Source organism: Sanguibacter sp. 25GB23B1 (genome assembly GCF_040012415.1).
Classification (GTDB): domain Bacteria; phylum Actinomycetota; class Actinomycetes; order Actinomycetales; family Cellulomonadaceae; genus Sanguibacter.
The window spans coordinates 50,025-65,414 of the sequence record NZ_JBDYKL010000010.1 but is presented as its reverse complement, the minus strand read 5'-3'; the positions used below and the strand labels follow the sequence as shown (position 1 = coordinate 65,414).

Sequence of the window (15,390 nt, the reverse complement as noted above, 5' to 3'; positions counted from 1 at the left end):
TCGCATCATCACACGCGAGCGGCCAGCCGCGCGGCCAGATACGGCGCCGTCACGCTGTCTGCCGCACGCGCGACCTCCTCCGGCGTGCCCGTGGCGACCACGTGACCGCCCTGGTCGCCACCGCCAGGGCCGAGGTCGATGACCCAGTCGGCGCTCGCGATCGTGTCGAGGTCGTGCTCGACGAGCACCACCGTGTTCCCGGCGTCGACCAGTCGGTGCAGCTGGCGGAGCAGCAGGGCGATGTCCGCGGGGTGAAGCCCGGCGGTCGGCTCGTCGAGCAGGTAGAGGGCGTGCCCGCGGTGGGCGCGCTGCAGCTCGGTGGCGAGCTTGATCCGCTGCGCCTCTCCGCCGCTGAGCTCGGTGGCGGGCTGGCCGAGGCGCAGGTATCCGAGGCCGACCTCGCGCAGCGTCGTGAGGCTGCGCACAGCGGCCGGGACGTCAGCGAGGAAGTCGGCGGCCTCGTCGACCGAGAGGCCGAGCACGTCGGCGATGCTCTTGCCGCGGTACGTGATCTCGAGGGTCGCGGCGTCGTAGCGCGCCCCGTGGCACGTCGGGCACGGGGCGTACGTGCCGGGCATGAAGAGGAGCTCGACCGAGACGGATCCCTCGCCCTGGCACGTGTCGCACCGGCCCTCGGCCACGTTGAAGGAGAAGCGGCCGGCGCCGTAGCCGCGCTCGCGGGCCTTGGGCGTCGCGGCGTACACCTTGCGCACCGCGTCGAACAGGCCCGTGTAGGTGGCGAGGTTCGAGCGGGGCGTGCGACCGATCGGGCGCTGGTCGACGCGCACGAGGCGGTCGAAGACCTCCAGGCCGGAGGCGTCGTCGACGTCGATCTCGAGCTCGTCGTCCTCCGCGTCGTCCGCGGCCTGGCCGAGGTGGCGGCGCACGAGCTCGGCGAGCACCTGGGTGACGAGCGTCGACTTCCCCGAGCCCGACACACCGGTGACGGCCGTGAGCACGCACAGCGGCACCTCGACCGAGAGGTCCGTGAGGTTGTGCCGGCTGACCCCGTGCAGGTGCAACCACCCGTGGGGCGTGCGCTGGGATCGCTGCTGCTGCTCCGCGCGACCGAAGAGGTACTTCCCGGTGACCGATGCCTCGACGGTCTCGAGCCCCGCGACCGGCCCGGAGTAGAGCACCTGACCCCCGTGCTCCCCGGCGCCGGGGCCCACGTCGACGACCCAGTCGGCTCGACGCACGATGTCGAGGTCGTGCTCCACGACGAACAGGGAGTTGCCCGCGTCCTTGAGCGCGTCGAGGACGTCGAGCAGGGGTTTCGCGTCGGCCGGGTGCAGCCCCGCGGACGGTTCGTCGAGGACGTAGACGACCCCGAAGAGCCCCGAGCGCAGCTGGGTCGCGATGCGCAGGCGCTGCGCCTCGCCGGGGGAGAGCGTCGTCGAGCTGCGACCGAGCGAGAGGTAGCCGAGGCCGAGGTCGAGCAGCACCTGGATCCTCGCGACGAGGTCGGCACAGATGCGCACGGCCACCTCGGTCGCCTCGCCGGAGTCGGCCGAGGACGTCGCTGCTCCCGCCTCGGTGAGCTCCGCCACCGGACGCAGCAGCGGGACGAGCTCGGTGAACGACAGGGCGTTGGTCTGCGCGATGCTCAGGCCACGGAAGGTGACGGCGAGCGAGTCCGGCTGGAGACCGGTGCCGTGGCAGACGGAGCACGCGACGCTGCGGACGTAGCGCATCGCCTTGTCGCGCATCATCTGGCTCTTGGAGGTGGCCAGGACGTGGTGGACGTGCGCGCGGGCGCTCCAGAAGAGGCCGTAGTACCCGTGGTCGATGCGGTCGCGCTCAGGTTTGATGAGGACCTTGGGCTGCTCCTCGGTGAAGAGGAGCCAGTCGCGGTCCTTCTTCGGGAGCGAGCTCCAGGGGGTGGTGACGTCGATCCCCAGGCCGGACACGATGCTGCGCAGGTTCGCGCCCTGCCAGGCGCCCGGCCACGCGGCGATCGCGCCCTCGCGGATGCTCAGCGAGGTGTCGGGGACGAGCAGATCTTCGCTGACGTCGTGCTCCTCGCCGAGCCCCTGGCAGCGCGGGCACGCGCCCGCCGTCGTGTTCGGGGAGAACGCCTCCGCCCCGAGGCACGACGCACCGGCAGGGTACGTGCCGGCACGCGAGTAGAGCATCCGCACGAGGTTCGACAGCGTCGTCAGCGTGCCCACGCTCGAGCGCGAGCTCGGGGCGCCGCGTCGCTGCTGCAGCGCCACCGCGGGCGGCAGTCCCGTGATCTCCTCGACGTGCGGAGCGCCCACCTGGTGCAGGAGCCGGCGCGCGTACGGTGCGACCGACTCGAAGTACCGGCGCTGCGCCTCGGCGTAGAGCGTGCCGAAGGCCAACGAGGACTTTCCGGAGCCTGAGACACCGGTGAAGGCGACGAGCGCGTCACGCGGCAGGTCGACGTCGATGTTCTTGAGGTTGTGCTCGCTGGCTCCGCGGACATGGACGAAGGAGTCGTTCGGATCGTGGGGCACGCTCCAGTGTCAGCCGTGCGGCTCCGGCCCGCACCTCCGCGCCCGTACCGCGCGCGACTGAGTGAAGAGGGTCTCAGCCGAGCGAGCGCAGGAGCGGCCCCATGCGGGAGGGCAGCTCCTCGGCGAGGACGATCGTCGTGCTCGACCGCGCGATGCCGTCGATCGTGAGCATCGCGCTCGTCACCTCGTAGAGGTGGTGCGTGTCGCGCGCGACGACCCGGGCGATGAGGTCACCCTCGCCCGAGATCGCGTGCATCTCGACGATCTCGGGGATGCGGGAGAGTCCCTCGACCGCTTCCTCGCGGGACGCCTGGCTGATCGACAGGGTGACGAACGCGAGCAGCTCGTAGCCGAGCGCCCGGGGGTCGAGGCGCCGGCTCGGCGCACGCAGCGCACCGGACTCCTCCAGCCGCCGGAGCCGGGCGTGCACGGTGTTGCGGGCGACGCCGAGATCGCGCGCGAGGCCGAGGGTGGTGGCGTCCGGGTCCTCGTCGAGGGCCAGGAGGATCCGCGCGTCGAGCGCGTCGAGCGGCGTCATGCTGTGCACACTACGCCTCTGGGCTCTCGAGGCTGAGCATCCTGCGCACTCGACAGCCTCTCTGTTGCGCATGCAGGACGTGCGGCCGCACGCTACGACGGTGACTGCCACCCGCCCCGTCGCCCGCCCGGTACCGCCGGTCGCCCCTGCGCGACCGCACCGTCCGGCCGAGGACGCGGTGGCCCTCCTCGTCGGCGCGCTCGCCCTGTCGTTCGGGCTTCTCCTCCTCAAGGACGTCGGCGGCGTCTCCGGCGGGCTCGCCGGGATCGCGTTCCTCGTCACCTACTCGACGGGCTGGAGCTTCAGCGTCGTCTTCTTCCTCATCAACCTGCCCTTCTACGTGCTCGCCGTCGTGCGGATGGGATGGGCCTTCACGCTGAAGACGTTCACGGTCGTCGGCCTCATCTCCGTGTTCACCGAGCTGCATGCTGCGAACATCACCATCAGCTTCATCACGCCCTTCTACGCGTGCGCGCTCGGCGGGATGTTCATGGGACTCGCCTTCATCGTGCTCTTCCGCCACCGCGCGAGCGCCGGCGGCCTGGGGATCTTCGTCCTCTACGTCCAGGAGCGGTTCGGCCTCAGCGCCGGGCTCGTCCAGCTGTGCTTCGACGCCGTCATCGTGCTCGCCGCGCTCCTCGTCGTCGACCCGCTCGTGGTCCTCGCGTCCGTGTCCGGCGTCGTGGTCCTCAACGTCATCCTCGCGATGAACCACCGGCCGGGGCGGTATCTCGCCTGAGCCTCAGGACACCTCGAGCAACGCTCCGGCCAGGCAGCCGAGCGCCGCGGTCGTGAGCACGGTCCGGGCGGTGTTCCAGCGGTTCCACGGGCGTTCGAAGGCACGTCGCGCGTCGGTCGCCGTGACGTCCGGGCTCGCTGCGTGCGCATCGATCTGGTTGTTCAGCGGGACGTTCCGCACCCCGGTGATGACGAGCGCCGCGACGTAGAGGACGAGGCCGGCCACGACCCACGGGACCGTGGGCGAGCCTGCGGCGACACCAGCGACGAGCGCACCGCCCGTGAAGATCAGCGCGCCGACGAACGCCACCGCGAAGACGACGTTCTGGATCGCTGCGTTGATCGCCGTCATCGTCGCGACGAAGACAACATCCTCCGCGCGCCGCAGCCCCGGCATGACTGCGCACGTGAAGGCGTAGAAGAGCCCGGCCACGAGACCGGTCGTCACGGTCGACGCGACGAGCAGCGGGACGAGGAGCGAGTCGCTCATGAGGGTCCTCTCGAGTGGCTGGCGGGGATCAGCAGAAGTCTGCACCCGTCGCCTGCAGGTGCTCCAGCAGTGCGGCCTCGACGGCGCTGCTGGAGGGTGTGGACGGGGCTGCGCACGTCTGCGCGGAGAGGTCGGCGATGAAGGTGTCTCCTTCCTGGATCGACAACCGTGCGTCGTCCGCGGCGGCGACGAGCTCGGCGTAGCGCGTGGCGTCGGCCCAGTGCGGACCGTCGACGAACGGCGCGCCCGTGGGCGCTGTGCCGTCCGGGCCGGGCGCGTCCGGGAGCGTCACGTGGAGGATCGTGCTGGGTGAAGCCGTCGCGTCGCTCCACAGCCACAGCTCCGGCGTGGGCGATGCGCTCGACGCGATGGTCGCGGCACCGCGCCACAGCTCGAGCGCCTCGGGCCCGGGACGCGCGCCGAGCGTGTCGACCGAGTCTTGCCGTGCCTCGTCCTCCGACCGGCTCGACGTGCGTACCGACCACGCCCAACCGCCCGCGGGAGGTGCAGCAGAGGCAGCCGTCTCGATCCGGTCGGCCAGTTCCGTGGCTGTCGCCGTCGTCCCGTTCGAGGGTGGCAGCTTGGCTTCGAGCCAGCTCTCGGTCTCGCCGTCGAAGGTCATGACCAGCACGGTGACCTCCGGACCGAGGGCCGTGCGGAGCATGGACCAGTACTCGACCTGCCGCGCGGTCTCCTCCTCGGGGAGGTCCCAGCTGCTGAATGCGAGCGTCGCCTCGTCCCCGACGGTGAGGGCGACGCTCGTCGCGACGGCCTCGTCCCCGAGGGGCGAGTCCCGCCACCGCCGCTGCACATCGGCGAGCGCCTCCGCGACCGGCGTAGCGTCCGCCTCCGGGTCGAGATCGAGCGCCACGACGAAGTTCCGCTCGCTCGAGAACGGGCGGTACGAGTACGAGACGTCGGCGTCGGCCACGCCCGGGACGTCGCCGAGGGTCGCGTCGATGTCCTGTGCCGTCAGCAGCCGGCGGCCCTCCGTGACGACGATCCCCGCGACGACCACGGCCAGCACCACCGCGACCACGCCCAGCACGCTGAGCGCCACCACCCACCGGCGCTTCATGCGTGGCCGGCGCCCCGGGCCGCGCTCCACCGGGGCGGAGGTCGCCGGGGACGCAGGGGGCGCGAGAGACGTCGCACTGCTCGTCGTGAGCACGGCCATACCTGTTCACCTCGCGTCCTGGTGCGCGCCCGCGCACGCCCCGATCCTATGACTTCGAGTCGGCAGGAGACGGACGATGCTGCGCCGGCTCGCGCTCGCGCCCGAGAGGAGAGGGGCTGCCCTCAGCCTGGACCGGCTGATGCGCCGACACCATGAGGAGAGACGTCCCTGTGGGTGTGCCCCTGTGGATGGGCCCGGCGTGCGCGGACAGGCGACTACGGTAGGGCGCGTGCACGTGACAGACCGCACCGCTGAACCGTGCAGAGAGAAGGAACGATGAGTCAGCCGACCAGCGGGGAGCCCGCCTCCTACGGAGTCGTGCCGTCGTCCCAGCAGCCTCAGGGAGCGGCGCCTGGGGCCTCCGAGCCGTACGGCGTGCCTTCTGTGTACGGCTCACCCGATCCGTATGGGGCAGCGCCAGCGCAGGCAACCTACGGGGTGCCCGCGGTGCCGCCCGATCACTACGGTGCACCACCCTACGGCCTGCCTGCTCCGGACGCGGCACGCGAGGAGCCGCACCGCCGCGCCGGACGATCCAGCTTTCGCAGCCAGCTGGCGGACGACCTGCGCCAGGCCCCGCGGACGATGTGGGTCGACTTCCAGGCTGCCCTGCTGGACCTGTTGGCCAACGTTGCCGTCGCGGCCGTGGTCGTCGGAGTCTTCTCGCTCGTCGGGTACGCCATCGGTGGCTCGACGGGGGCGCTTCTTGCCGGTCTCGTGGGCGTCGGTGTGTTCTTCGTCCTGAGGCTCGTGGTCTACGCCGGGCTCTTCGTGTGGGGTCTCGGCTGGATGGTCAAGAGGGCGCGGCGCCCGCGCTGACCTGCTGCCCCCGGTCAGCCCCCGAACGGGTTCGCCAGCAGGGCGCGGTCGACGTCTTCGAGCACGTCCAGGGCCGGATCGAGGTAGTCGAGGACCGGGTCGGCGAACTCCGCCGCAGGTCCGACGAAGCCGTCGATCAGGTCGCGCGTCGGAGTCTGCAGGTCCGTGGCACCCGAGCGCTGGTCGTCGAGCTCGTCAGCCACGATGTCGCGTACACCGGTGGCGAGGTCGTCGAGGGCCTGGAACGGGTTGCCTGTCAGTCCGGTGACGGTCTTCACGACCGGCGTGATCGTCATCATCTTGGCCAACGTGTGCCAGGAGATGAGCTTCGCCGCTCGGAGCACCTTCGCTGCCCGCGCCAGCGCGGTGAGTGCCTGTGCGACCTTCGTGACGATGGCGGTGATCCGCGAGGCGGCGATCGCTCCTTCGGCATAGGCGGCGGCTGCGCCGGCCAGGCTGGACGCCCCCCAGGTCACGAGAGCGAGCGCGGCGCTGACAGCCAGGGAGATCAGTGCCCACTCGATGAGCTCGCGGATGATGGTGGCGACCATCTCCTCCGCAACCTCGATCTCCATCGCGGCATCGTCGAGGAAGTCCCCGGTCTGCCGGCTCGCCTCAGCGATCTCGCGGACCTGGTCCTGCAGGTCTCGCATGGCGGTGGCGAACGCGTCGTGCGCAGGACCGTCCCAGCCCTGCGCGAGCGGCAGCAGCACGTCCTGCTGGTAGTCGACCAGGGCATCGATCGTGCGCGCCAGATCGGCCCAGCGCTGAGCCGTCGAGCGCACAGCGTCGGAGTCACCGGTCACCCAGTCGAACATGTCTGCGAGAGGGGCCACGATCGGGCGCAGGAGCGCATCGACGAGGCCATCGAGCGGCCCCATCCAGCTGTTGATCTTGTCCCATACGGACAGCGCCGCAGTCACGCTCACAGCGGCACCCTCGTGAACGGCGCGGGCGACGCGGAGTCGAGGGCCCCGAGGCCCAGCTCCATCATCGAGGCGACGGACGTGTCTGTCGCCTCGTACCTGTCGACCGTGGCCGTCAGGCGGTCCCGCACCGACTCGAAGATCTCGGACAGCTTCGTGAGCGCGTCACCGACTGCTACGTACTGCGCGTCGAACGTCGCCTGCAGCTCGTCAGCGGCGGGGAGCTTTCCGAGAGACCCGGAGGGGAGGTCGGCCGATCGTCGCGCCCTGTCGGCGGTGTCGGTGCGGGTCGCGAGCGTCAGGTGCTCCCGCGCGGCGAGCTGCACCGCGGCGTAGTCGACCTCGACCTGGTCAGCCACGGGTCGCTCCCTGCTGAGCGCGTCGTTCTGTCAGCTCGTCTGCCAGGCGTGACCGGGTGCCCTCAGGAACCTCGCCACGGAGGAAGCTGCCGATCGTCTCTGCGTCGGGCATCGACCGGGTGAGCTCGGCGATCGCCTCGGACGCCTTGGACTGAGCGGCGCGCAGGGCCTCGAGCGCAGACGCCCGGAGCTGGTCGGCATCGGTTCCGTCGAGATCAGAGAACGAGAGGTCGACGATCACGCCTGACGCGCCAACCGTCATGGTCACGTGGCGGTCACGGCTCGTCGCGGTCGCTCGCGTCGTGCTCAGGGCGTCCTGGAGCGTCTTGGCGGTCTCCAGGCGTTCGAGAGCCTGCTCTTGGAGTCGTTGGATCCAGGCGTCGTCGGTGGACATATGTCATCCCATCACTGCATGTCGGTCCTGGTCAGGACCGATCGAGCGACAGCATCCCGCGTTCTCGGCGGTGCCACGATGGGCAGAACTCCCCGGCCCGGTGCCCCGGTACCCGAGCGGCCCGGACCATTGCGCTCGGGCGGCTTCGGTGATGAGCTTCGCCCATGGACACCCTGGTCGAGACCGCTCTCCGGCTGCGCATCATCGACTGGGTCCAGCGACGAGCCGAGGTCAACGGCGGGTTCTTGTACCGTCACGAGCTCCTCGCGCACCGGATCGACGGCGTCGACCTGCCGGTCATCGACTACTCGCGCGGCATCCGCAACCCGCAGGAGTTCTCGTCGACCCTGTCGATCATGGTGACGGCGAACGGTCCCTACGACGACGCGGAGTCCGAGGACGGGCTCTTGCACTACGCGTACCGCAAGGGGGACCCGTGGGGTGGCGACAACCGCAAGATGCGCAACGCCATCGAGACCGGGCAGCCGCTCATCCTCTTCCGCAAAGAGGTGAAGAACATCCTCACGCCGATCGCGCCCGTGTACGTGGTCGACGACATCCCTGAGGAGCGGGCGTTCCTCATCGCGCTCGACGAGTCGTTCACGTTCGTGCCCGACCCCCGCCACCTGACCGTCCCGCAGCGGGCGTACGCGGTGCGCCTGGCCCGTCAGCGCCTGCACCAGCCGGCGTTCCGGACCCGCGTCCTCGTCGCCTACGAGGTGAGCTGCGCGGTCTGTCAGCTCAAGCACGGCTCGCTGCTCGACGCGGCCCACATCGTGTCGGACTCCGAGGAGAAGGGCGTGCCCACCGTGAACAACGGGCTGGCCCTGTGCAAGATCCATCACGCGGCCTACGACCAGAACATGCTGGGCATCACGCCCGACTACGTCGTCGAGATCGACACCGAGCTCCTCGCCGAGATCGACGGTCCGATGCTCAAGCACGGCCTCCAGGAGATGCACGGACGTCTGATCTCGACGCCGCAACGCGCTGCGGACCGTCCGGACCGCGAGCTGCTCGCGTGGCGCTACGAGAAGATGGCCCGGCGCTAGGGTCTGCTGTCCGCGCCGCTCAGCCCGTGCGGAGCGAGTCGAGGTGCGCGTCGAGGACGTCGCGAGCCCAGCTGGTGGACCCGCCGGGAGGTTGCCGCACGAGGTGGAGGGCGAGGCCGTCGACGAGGGCGTGCGTCCGCCGGGCTTCCATCGCCAGGTCGGGTGCCGCATAGCCTTCGCCCGACCCCACGAGCGCCCGGAGGGTGCTCTCGCAGAGGTGGGCGAGTCCCGCGTGGGCGTCGTCGTAGGCGGGGCGCAGGCCCGGGTCGGTGAGTGCGAGGGTGCCGATGGCGAGGAAGACCTCCATCTCGACGCGTCTGTCGTCGTCCAGCGGGAGGATCTGCTCGAGGTAGGTGCGGACCGTCGCGCGGACGGTGTCCTGCTCGGTGAGTGCTTCGAGGCGACGCCGGACGCGACGGCTGACGAGCTCGAGCGCGAACACGCGCAGGGCGTCCTGGGTGGGGAAGGAGCGGCGCAGCGAGCCGGTGGCGAGGCCGGCCTCGGCGGCGACGTTGCGGACGGAGAGGCGCGTGGGTCCGTCGCGGACGAGGACGCGCCAGGCTGCCTCGGCGACCTCGACCTCGCGAGCGCTGTGGTCGATGAGCTTGGGCACCCTCTGAGTGTACACAGTCGTGCTAACATCGCCGTTTGTGAGCACGACCGTGCGCACAAGGGTTCTCGATCGCAAGGTGGTCAGGCGTGCTCATCGGCATCATCGTGGCGTGCGAGGTCGGCTTCTGGGTCGCTGTCCTCGCCGGCCTCTCGGCGCGCTACCTCGTCCGCGCTCCACGGGTGGGCGTCGCACTCCTCGCCCTCGCACCGCTCATCGACCTCGTCCTGCTCGTCGCGACGGCCGTCCACCTGCGTTCCGGCGCGGACGCGACCGCAGCCCACGGCCTCGCGGCCGCGTACATCGGCTTCTCGGTCGCGTACGGGCACCGGATGATCGTGTGGGCCGACCGCCGGTTCGCGCACCGCTTCGCGGACGGCCCCGCTCCGGTCCGGCTGGACGGCTGGCCGTACGCCCGCGCCTGCTGGGCCGACGTCGCGCGCACCCTGCTCGCGGCAGGCATCGCCGCCGCGATCCTCTGGACCCTCGTCTGGTGGGTCGACGAGCCTGCCCGCACCGCAGCCCTCGACCAGTGGTTCGCGATCCTCGGGATCGTCGTGGCCATCGACCTGCTCTGGGCCGTGAGCTACACGATCTGGCCGCGGGCGGCGAAGGCGTCGTCGTCGGCCGTGGCTCGACGCTAGGCCCACACCGGCTCGAGGCTCAGTGGTGCGCCTTCGCCCCGCGCTTCGCCGTGAGCGAGTCGAGCGTCTGCGACAGGCTCGTGGGCTTGCCGTGGTTGTTCTTGACCGACTGGCTGGAGATGCGTCGGCCGATGAACCGGGCGATGCCGGCGACGACTGTCACGACGATGATCGAGCGGAGCTTGGAGAAGAGGAACTTCACGGTGTCACGTCCTTCGTGCGAGGGCAGGTGGGCTCCTCCCAGTCTGGAGTGAAACCGGCAGGCTCGCGCGTCGGGGCGGTCAGGGTGTCGCGTCGTCCTGGGGGATCTCGGGGGAGACGGATCGGATCGCGCGCACGAGGGCGTTGACTCCTTGGTTGAGGGCGCGGAGGTCGTCGATCGCCAGCAGGGCGAGCGGTGCGTCGTGGATCTGCGGCTGGGCGGCGAGCAGGCGACGGACCATGTTCTTGCCCGCGGGTGTCGCGACGATGCGCCGCACACGGTGGTCCACCGGGTCCTCGTGGCGGGTCGCCATGCCGTGCATGGTGAGCCGGTCGAGGATGCCCGACATGGTCGCCAGGGAGACGCCGAGCGACGACGCGAGGCCCTGCACGGTGTTGTCGTCGGTCTCGGTGCCGAGGATCGCGAGGACCTTGAGCTGCTGCATCGTCAGCGGGATGGTCATGAGCTCTTCCGCCATGCGCGGCATGACGGTCGTCTCGAGCGCGCGCTGCGCCTCGAAGAGCTGCTCGACGAGGGTTGCGCGTTCGTCGTCGCGGGCGGCGTTGTCCACGGGTGTCATACGTCTGGTCTTCCGGCTCGGGTGTGCCTGACGGCGGTTCGTCGTTGACAGGGTACTTAGCCTCACACTAACGTTCGCGTGACGCTAAGTACTCACGCTAGCAGCCCCTACCCCTCTGGTGGTCCCGATGTTTCGCCTCACCCGTCTGAGCCTGGCCAACAGGGCGCTCGTCGCCCTGGTCACCCTCATGATCGCCGGGCTCGGTCTCTACTCGATGACGAGCCTCAAGCAGGAGCTCATCCCGTCGATCGAGCTCCCGCAGACGACGGTGATCACCACCCTCCCCGGCGCGAGCCCCGAGGTGGTCGACGAGCAGATCAGCGCGCCGCTCTCCCAGGCGATCACCACCGTCCCGGACGTCGAGCAGGTCGTCGCCAGCTCCTCCGGTTCCGTCTCGATGATCGCCGTCACCTACGCGTTCGGCACCGACGCGGTCGAGTTCAAGCGGGCCCTCGAGACCGCCCTCGAGTCCGTCGCGGCGCTCCCTGCGGACGCCACCCCGGAGATCCTTGCGGGCAGCATCTCCGACTTCCCCATCATGTTCATCACCGCGTCCTCGGGCGGCTCGACGACCGAGCTCTCCGACCGCCTCGCCGAGGTGGCGGTCCCGCAGCTCGAGGCCGTCGACGGCGTCCGCGCCGCCACCGTCTCCGGTGCGCAGACTGAGCGCATCACCATCACGCCCCGCATGGCTGAGCTCGCCGCGGCCGGGGTCTCCGTCATGGACATCAGCGCCGCGCTCGAGGCCAACGGCCTCACGCTCCCCGTCGGGAGCATCGCCGAGAACGGCGAAGAGCTCTCCGTCCAGGCCGGCTCGCCGCTGACGACCCTCGACGACCTCGCCGGCCTCCCGCTCGCCTCCACCACCGCGCCCGGCACCGTGGTCACCCTCGCCGACGTCGCCGACGTCGCCCTCGTCCCTGAGGACGTCACCTCCATCACGCGCACCAACGGCGTCGAGAGCCTCTCGCTCTCGATCACCGCCACCTCGGACGCCGACCTCGTGACCGTCTCGCACGACGTCGACGACGTCCTCGCCTCCCTCGCGACCGAGCTCGACGACGTCGAGCTCAACGTCCTCTTCAGCCAGGCGCCCTTCATCGAGGAGTCCATCGAGCACCTCGCCATCGAGGGCCTGCTCGGCCTCGTGTTCGCGGTCGTCGTCATCCTCGTGTTCCTCATGTCGGTGCGCTCGACGCTCGTGACCGCGATCTCCATCCCGCTGTCCGTGCTCGTGACCTTCGTCGGCCTCTACGTCGGCGGCTACACGCTCAACATGCTCACGCTCGGCGCGCTGACCATCGCCATCGGCCGCGTCGTCGACGACTCCATCGTCGTCATCGAGAACATCAAGCGACACCTCAGCTACGGCGAGCCCAAGACGCGCTCGATCCTCACCGGCGTCCGCGAGGTCGCCGGCGCCATCACCGCCTCCACACTCACGACCATCGCCGTGTTCCTGCCCATCGCCCTCGTCAGCGGCACCGTCGGCGAGCTCTTCCGGCCCTTCGCGATCACCGTCGCGATCGCCATGCTCTCCTCGCTCGTCGTCGCCCTGACGATCGTCCCCGTCCTCTCGTACTGGTTCCTCGGGACCAAGGCCAACGCCACCGCCGCATCGGCCGCAGACCCCGAGGCCGCCGCCCGTGCGGAGAAGGTCCGCGCCGAGGCCGAGGAGAAAGAGCACAACGGCCCGCTCCAGCGCGCCTACAAGCCCGTGCTCCGCTCCACCCAGCGCCACCCCGTCATCACCCTCGTCGCCTCCGTGCTCCTGCTCGTCGTCACGGTCTCGCTCGTGCCGCTCCTCAAGGTCGACTTCCTCGGCAGCACCGGCCAGAACATGCTCATGGTCACCCAGGAGTTCGAGCCCGGCACCGACCTCGACGCCGTGAGCGAGGGCGCCACGAAGGTCGAGGACACCCTCGCCGACATCGACGGGATCGACGCCGTCATGATGACCGCCGGCTCCGGCGGGGACGGCCTCGGCGCGATGCTCGGCGGCAGCGGCGGGACCGCGTCGTACATCATCACGACCGACGAGGACGCCGACCAGGTGCTCCTCAAGGACACCGTGCGCGACGCCCTCGCCGGCATCACCGACGCCGGCACCATCACGCTGCCCGACACCGGCGGAGGCTTCTCCTCGACCGTCGACATCATCGTCGAGGCCGGGGACGAGACCGCGCTGGCCGACGCCGCCGACCAGGTGCTCGCCGCCGTCCAGGACGTCGACGACGCCACCGAGGTCGGCTCCGACCGCGCCGCCGAGCAGCCCACGCTGCAGATCGTCGTCGACCGGACCGCAGCCCTCGAGCGGGGCCTGACCGAGATGCAGGTCGTCGGGATCGTCGCCGGGACCCTCACGCCGCAGAGCGTCGGGGACCTGCGGATCGAGAACACGGAGTACAAGATCTTCGTCGACACCGGCGCGACGCCCGCCACGACGGCCGAGATCGAGCAGATGCTCCTGCCCAGCGCCGCAGGGATGCTGCCGCTCTCCGACGTCGCCTCCGTCGAGCGCGTCGAGGTCCCCACGACCATCGCCCGCCAGGACGGCGAGCTCGTCGCGACCATCTCCCTGACACCCGTCGAGGGCGAGCTCGGAGCGCTCACCTCCGACGTCCAGGAGCGCGTCGACGCCCTCGACCTGCCCGACGGCGCGACCGCCAGCCTCGGCGGCGTCGCCGAGCTCCAGGGCGACTCCTTCGAGCAGCTCGGCCTCGCGATGCTCATCGCCATCGCGATCGTCTACCTGCTCATGGTCGCGACCTTCCGGTCGCTCGTGCAGCCGCTCATCCTGCTCGTGTCCATCCCGTTCGCGGCCACCGGAGCGATCCTGCTCCTCCTGGTCTCCGGCACGCCGCTCGGCGTCTCGGCGCTCATCGGGATGCTCATGCTCATCGGCATCGTCGTGACGAACGCGATCGTGCTCATCGACCTCGTCAACCAGTACCGGGCGCAGGGTCAGAGCGTCGAGGACGCCGTGTTCAACGGCGCCCGGCAGCGCCTGCGACCCATCGTCATGACGGCGCTGGCCACGATCTTCGCGCTCGTCCCCATGGCGCTCGGGATCATGGGCTCGGCCGGGTTCATCTCCCAGGACCTCGCGATCGTCGTCATCGGCGGGCTCGTCTCGTCGACCGCGCTGACCCTCGTGCTCGTGCCGGTGCTCTACCGGCTCGTCGAGGGGCGCCGCGCGCAGCGCACCCCCGACGAGCTCGACGACCCGACGCCGGCCCGCGAGCCGGTCCTGGTCTGATCCCGGTCAGTCGTCGATCGACGTCATGTCGCCGTAGCGGGCTCCCGCTACGGCGTCGCGGGGGACCGCCGACTCCAGCGCGAGGAGGTCCTCGGCCGTGAGCGTGACGGCCGCCGCCGCGGCGTTCTCCTCGACGTAGCGGACCCGTCGCGTCCCAGGGATCGGCACGACGTCCTCCCCCTGCGCGAGGACCCACGCGAGCGCGAGCTGCCCGGGCGTGATGTCCTTGCCGTCGGCGATCTCGGTGATCTTCGCGACGAGCGCCATGTTCGCCTCGTACGCCGCGCCCTCGAAGCGGGGGAAGCGACCCGAGCGGCGGGAGTCGTCCGGGTCGAGCGACTCTGGCGTGAGGGCCCCGGTCAGGAGGCCGCGGCCGAGCGGCGAGTACGGCACGAGGCCGATGCCGAGCTCGCGGAGCGTCGGGAGGATCTCGTCCTCGATGTCGCGCGTGAAGAGCGAGTACTCCGTCTGGAGCGCCGTGATCGTGTGGACGGCGTGCGCGCGGCGGATCGTGCCCGCCGACGCCTCCGACAGGCCGAGGTGTCGCACCTTGCCCGCCGCGACGAGCTCGGCCATCGCGCCGACCGTCTCCTCGATCGGGACCGTCTTGTCCACGCGGTGCTGGTAGTACAGGTCGATGTGGTCGACGCCGAGGCGCTCGAGCGACGCGTCGCACGCCGCACGCACGTACTCCGGGCGGCCGTTGATGCCGAGCCGGGTGCCGTCGGCGAGGCGCTCGTTGCCGAACTTCGTCGCCAGCTGGACCTCGTCGCGCCGCCCGTCGATCGCGCGGCCGACGAGCTTCTCGTTGGTGAACGGCCCGTACATGTCCGCGGTGTCGATGAACGTCACGCCGAGGTCGAGCGCGCGGTGGATCGTGTCGATCGCGCCGGCCTCGTCGCTCGTGCCGTAGAACTCCGACATGCCCATGCAGCCGAGGCCGAGGGTCGAGACGGTCAGGGGCGCGGCGGTGCCGAGGGTGCGTGTTCCGATGCTCTGGTTCGTCATGTCACCAGTGAACACCCGCCGGCGCGGACCCGCGCTGACAGAGGTCCTCCGCCCGGGAGGTCGCTCCGCACCACGTCGCGCCCGGGCGGGGCGTGCTCTTGCGGGCGGGGCGTG

The 15,390-nt window shown here is 70.6% G+C and carries 16 protein-coding genes; 5 read left to right on the top strand and 11 right to left on the bottom strand.

Annotated features, from left to right (window positions below):
* Positions 1 to 8 precede the first annotated feature (8 nt).
* Entirely contained in the window at positions 9 to 2,480 is a 2,472-nt protein-coding gene (gene uvrA / locus ABKW26_RS08120; protein ID WP_348592535.1) for an excinuclease ABC subunit UvrA, read from the bottom strand.
* 73 nt (positions 2,481 to 2,553) lie between these two features.
* On the bottom strand, positions 2,554 to 3,018 hold the full coding sequence (locus tag ABKW26_RS08115; RefSeq protein ID WP_348592533.1) for an Lrp/AsnC family transcriptional regulator: 465 nt from the start codon (positions 3,016 to 3,018) through the stop codon (positions 2,554 to 2,556).
* A gap of 100 nt (positions 3,019 to 3,118) precedes the next feature.
* Here ABKW26_RS08115 and ABKW26_RS08110 point away from each other — a divergent pair, with 100 nt between their 5' ends.
* On the top strand, positions 3,119 to 3,757 hold the full coding sequence (locus ABKW26_RS08110) for a YitT family protein (RefSeq protein WP_348592531.1): 639 nt from the start codon (positions 3,119 to 3,121) through the stop codon (positions 3,755 to 3,757).
* Between the two features lie 3 nt (positions 3,758 to 3,760).
* Here the strand turns inward: ABKW26_RS08110 and ABKW26_RS08105 are convergent, their stop codons facing one another.
* Both ABKW26_RS08105 and ABKW26_RS08100 read right to left on the bottom strand, forming a co-directional pair.
* Positions 3,761 to 4,246, bottom strand: coding sequence for an anthrone oxygenase family protein (locus tag ABKW26_RS08105; RefSeq protein WP_348592529.1), 486 nt, complete (start codon positions 4,244 to 4,246; stop codon positions 3,761 to 3,763).
* A gap of 28 nt (positions 4,247 to 4,274) precedes the next feature.
* Complete coding sequence (locus ABKW26_RS08100) at positions 4,275 to 5,423, bottom strand: hypothetical protein (protein ID WP_348592528.1); 1,149 nt, start codon at positions 5,421 to 5,423, stop codon at positions 4,275 to 4,277.
* A 447-nt stretch (positions 5,424 to 5,870) separates the two neighbouring features.
* On the opposite strand from ABKW26_RS08100, the gene ABKW26_RS08095 reads away from it, so the two are divergent.
* Entirely contained in the window at positions 5,871 to 6,242 is a 372-nt protein-coding gene (locus tag ABKW26_RS08095; protein WP_348592526.1) for a hypothetical protein, read from the top strand.
* 14 nt (positions 6,243 to 6,256) lie between these two features.
* Here ABKW26_RS08095 and ABKW26_RS08090 read toward each other — a convergent pair whose 3' ends face one another.
* The 3 genes from ABKW26_RS08090 to ABKW26_RS08080 are packed head-to-tail and all read right to left on the bottom strand — an operon-like array spanning position 6,257 to position 7,921.
* On the bottom strand, positions 6,257 to 7,171 hold the full coding sequence (locus ABKW26_RS08090; protein WP_348592524.1) for a WXG100 family type VII secretion target: 915 nt from the start codon (positions 7,169 to 7,171) through the stop codon (positions 6,257 to 6,259).
* Positions 7,168 to 7,527, bottom strand: a complete 360-nt coding sequence (locus ABKW26_RS08085; RefSeq protein ID WP_348592522.1) for a type VII secretion target — start codon at positions 7,525 to 7,527, stop codon at positions 7,168 to 7,170. The genes ABKW26_RS08090 and ABKW26_RS08085 overlap by 4 nt, the downstream gene beginning before the upstream one ends.
* Entirely contained in the window at positions 7,520 to 7,921 is a 402-nt protein-coding gene (locus ABKW26_RS08080; RefSeq protein WP_348592520.1) for a YbaB/EbfC family nucleoid-associated protein, read from the bottom strand. Before ABKW26_RS08080 ends, ABKW26_RS08085 begins: the two co-directional genes overlap by 8 nt.
* 164 nt (positions 7,922 to 8,085) lie before the next feature.
* Here ABKW26_RS08080 and ABKW26_RS08075 point away from each other — a divergent pair, with 164 nt between their 5' ends.
* Entirely contained in the window at positions 8,086 to 8,973 is an 888-nt protein-coding gene (locus ABKW26_RS08075; protein WP_348592518.1) for an HNH endonuclease, read from the top strand.
* A 19-nt stretch (positions 8,974 to 8,992) separates the two neighbouring features.
* On the opposite strand, the gene ABKW26_RS08070 is transcribed toward ABKW26_RS08075, so the two are convergent.
* On the bottom strand, positions 8,993 to 9,586 hold the full coding sequence (locus tag ABKW26_RS08070) for a TetR family transcriptional regulator C-terminal domain-containing protein (RefSeq protein WP_348592516.1): 594 nt from the start codon (positions 9,584 to 9,586) through the stop codon (positions 8,993 to 8,995).
* Between the two features lie 86 nt (positions 9,587 to 9,672).
* Here ABKW26_RS08070 and ABKW26_RS08065 point away from each other — a divergent pair, with 86 nt between their 5' ends.
* Complete coding sequence (locus tag ABKW26_RS08065) at positions 9,673 to 10,227, top strand: hypothetical protein (protein WP_348592514.1); 555 nt, start codon at positions 9,673 to 9,675, stop codon at positions 10,225 to 10,227.
* A gap of 19 nt (positions 10,228 to 10,246) precedes the next feature.
* On the opposite strand, the gene ABKW26_RS08060 is transcribed toward ABKW26_RS08065, so the two are convergent.
* On the bottom strand, positions 10,247 to 10,429 hold the full coding sequence (locus ABKW26_RS08060) for a hypothetical protein (protein ID WP_348592512.1): 183 nt from the start codon (positions 10,427 to 10,429) through the stop codon (positions 10,247 to 10,249).
* A 79-nt stretch (positions 10,430 to 10,508) separates the two neighbouring features.
* The gene (locus ABKW26_RS08055) at positions 10,509 to 11,009 is read right to left on the bottom strand and encodes a MarR family transcriptional regulator (RefSeq protein WP_348592511.1); all 501 of its coding nucleotides are present in this window, start codon (positions 11,007 to 11,009) and stop codon (positions 10,509 to 10,511) included.
* A gap of 127 nt (positions 11,010 to 11,136) precedes the next feature.
* On the opposite strand from ABKW26_RS08055, the gene ABKW26_RS08050 reads away from it, so the two are divergent.
* Positions 11,137 to 14,268, top strand: a complete 3,132-nt coding sequence (locus ABKW26_RS08050; protein WP_348592509.1) for an efflux RND transporter permease subunit — start codon at positions 11,137 to 11,139, stop codon at positions 14,266 to 14,268.
* A gap of 6 nt (positions 14,269 to 14,274) precedes the next feature.
* On the opposite strand, the gene ABKW26_RS08045 is transcribed toward ABKW26_RS08050, so the two are convergent.
* Positions 14,275 to 15,261 (bottom strand): aldo/keto reductase, encoded by a 987-nt coding sequence (locus ABKW26_RS08045; protein ID WP_348592628.1) that lies wholly within the window; start codon positions 15,259 to 15,261, stop codon positions 14,275 to 14,277.
* Between the last annotated feature and the right edge of the window lie 129 nt (positions 15,262 to 15,390).

Bases quoted from the DNA above. Each gene is read 5' to 3' on its own strand.
- ABKW26_RS08115 (WP_348592533.1), bottom strand. From the start codon at position 3,018: ATGACGCCGCTCGACGCGCTCGACGCGCGGATCCTCCTGGCCCTCGAC.
- ABKW26_RS08105 (WP_348592529.1), bottom strand. From the start codon at position 4,246: ATGAGCGACTCGCTCCTCGTCCCGCTGCTCGTCGCGTCGACCGTGACG.
- ABKW26_RS08100 (WP_348592528.1), bottom strand. From the start codon at position 5,423: ATGGCCGTGCTCACGACGAGCAGTGCGACGTCTCTCGCGCCCCCTGCG.
- ABKW26_RS08080 (WP_348592520.1), bottom strand. From the start codon at position 7,921: ATGTCCACCGACGACGCCTGGATCCAACGACTCCAAGAGCAGGCTCTC.
- ABKW26_RS08075 (WP_348592518.1), top strand. From the start codon at position 8,086: ATGGACACCCTGGTCGAGACCGCTCTCCGGCTGCGCATCATCGACTGG.
- ABKW26_RS08055 (WP_348592511.1), bottom strand. From the start codon at position 11,009: ATGACACCCGTGGACAACGCCGCCCGCGACGACGAACGCGCAACCCTC.
- ABKW26_RS08050 (WP_348592509.1), top strand. From the start codon at position 11,137: ATGTTTCGCCTCACCCGTCTGAGCCTGGCCAACAGGGCGCTCGTCGCC.